The organism is Maridesulfovibrio zosterae DSM 11974 (assembly GCF_000425265.1).
GTDB classification, from domain to species: Bacteria; Desulfobacterota; Desulfovibrionia; order Desulfovibrionales; family Desulfovibrionaceae; genus Maridesulfovibrio; species Maridesulfovibrio zosterae.
This window is the reverse complement of the sequence record NZ_AUDC01000005.1, coordinates 1-1,376: the sequence shown is the minus strand read 5'-3', so window position 1 is coordinate 1,376 and position 1,376 is coordinate 1. Positions and strand designations below refer to the sequence as shown.

At 48.6% G+C, this 1,376-nt stretch carries 1 rRNA gene; it reads left to right on the top strand.

The window, feature by feature from the left end:
- Positions 1-1,376, top strand: a 23S ribosomal RNA gene (locus H589_RS0100640); the annotation flags it as partial.

The following is a 1,376-nucleotide window of genomic DNA, read 5'->3' as shown; positions in this document are numbered from 1 at the left end:
AAAGCAGCACTAGTGGCACCTGAGTACCACGAGACACGTGAAACCTCGTGGGAATCTGGGAGGACCATCTTCCAAGGCTAAATACTACTTAGAGACCGATAGCGAACCAGTACCGTGAGGGAAAGGTGAAAAGAACCCCTGTTAGGGGAGTGAAATAGAACCTGAAACCAGTTGCCTACAAGCTGTGGGAGCGGATTTATTCCGTGACCATTTGCCTTTTGCATAATGGGCCAGTGAGTTAATCTGTAATGCAAGGTTAAGCAGTGATGTGTAGCCGTAGCGAAAGCGAGTCTGAATAGGGCGACAAGTATTGCGGATTAGACCCGAAACCGGGTGATCTATCCATGGGCAGGCTGAAGCTTGAGTAAAATCAAGTGGAGGGCCGAACCGTTGTAAGTTGAAAATTACTCGGATGACCTGTGGATAGGGGTGAAAGGCCAATCAAACTCGGTGATAGCTGGTTCTCTCCGAAATATATTGAGGTATAGCCTCAGGAGTTTACTTGCGGAGGTAGAGCACTGACAAGGCTAGGGGTCCCACCAGATTACCAAACCTTATCAAACTCCGAATGCCGTAAGTTATATCCTGGGAGTCAGACTGCGGGTGCGAAGGTCCGTAGTCGAAAGGGAAACAGCCCAGACCGTCAGCTAAGGTCCCCAAATCCATGCTCAGTGGAAAAGGTGGTGGAGTTGTATAGACAGCCAGGAGGTTGGCTTAGAAGCAGCCATCCTTTAAAGAAAGCGTAATAGCTCACTGGTCTAACGATTCTGCGCCGAAAATGTAACGGGGCTAAGCATGGTACCGAAGCTACGGGATGCGTCTTTGACGCATCGGTAGGAGAGCGTTCTCAGATGGGATGAAGGTGAATCGGAAGGTTTGCTGGACTAATGAGAAGTGATTATGCTGGCATGAGTAACGATAAAACAAGTGAGAAACTTGTTCGCCGTAAGACTAAGGTTTCCTGGGTAAAGCTAATCTTCCCAGGGTTAGTCGGTCCCTAAGGCGAGGCCGAAAGGCGTAGTCGATGGAAAACGGGTTAATATTCCCGTACCTGTAAGTGTGTGCGATGGAGGGACGCAGGAGGATAGCTCAGCCGGCTGTTGGATATGCCGGTGTAAGTACGTAGGAATGAGTCATAGGCAAATCCGTGACTCTCTATTCCGAGATACGATACCGTAACTTTACGTTTGAAGTGAGTGATTCCAGGCTGCCTAGAAAAGCTTCTAAGTTTAGCACTTATAGACCGTACCGCAAACCAACACAGGTAGTCGGGTCGAGTAGACCAAGGCGCTTGAGAGAACTCTGGTTAAGGAACTCGGCAAAATGATCCCGTAAGTTAGCGATAAGGGATGCTCTCAATGGTGAAGTTATTTACT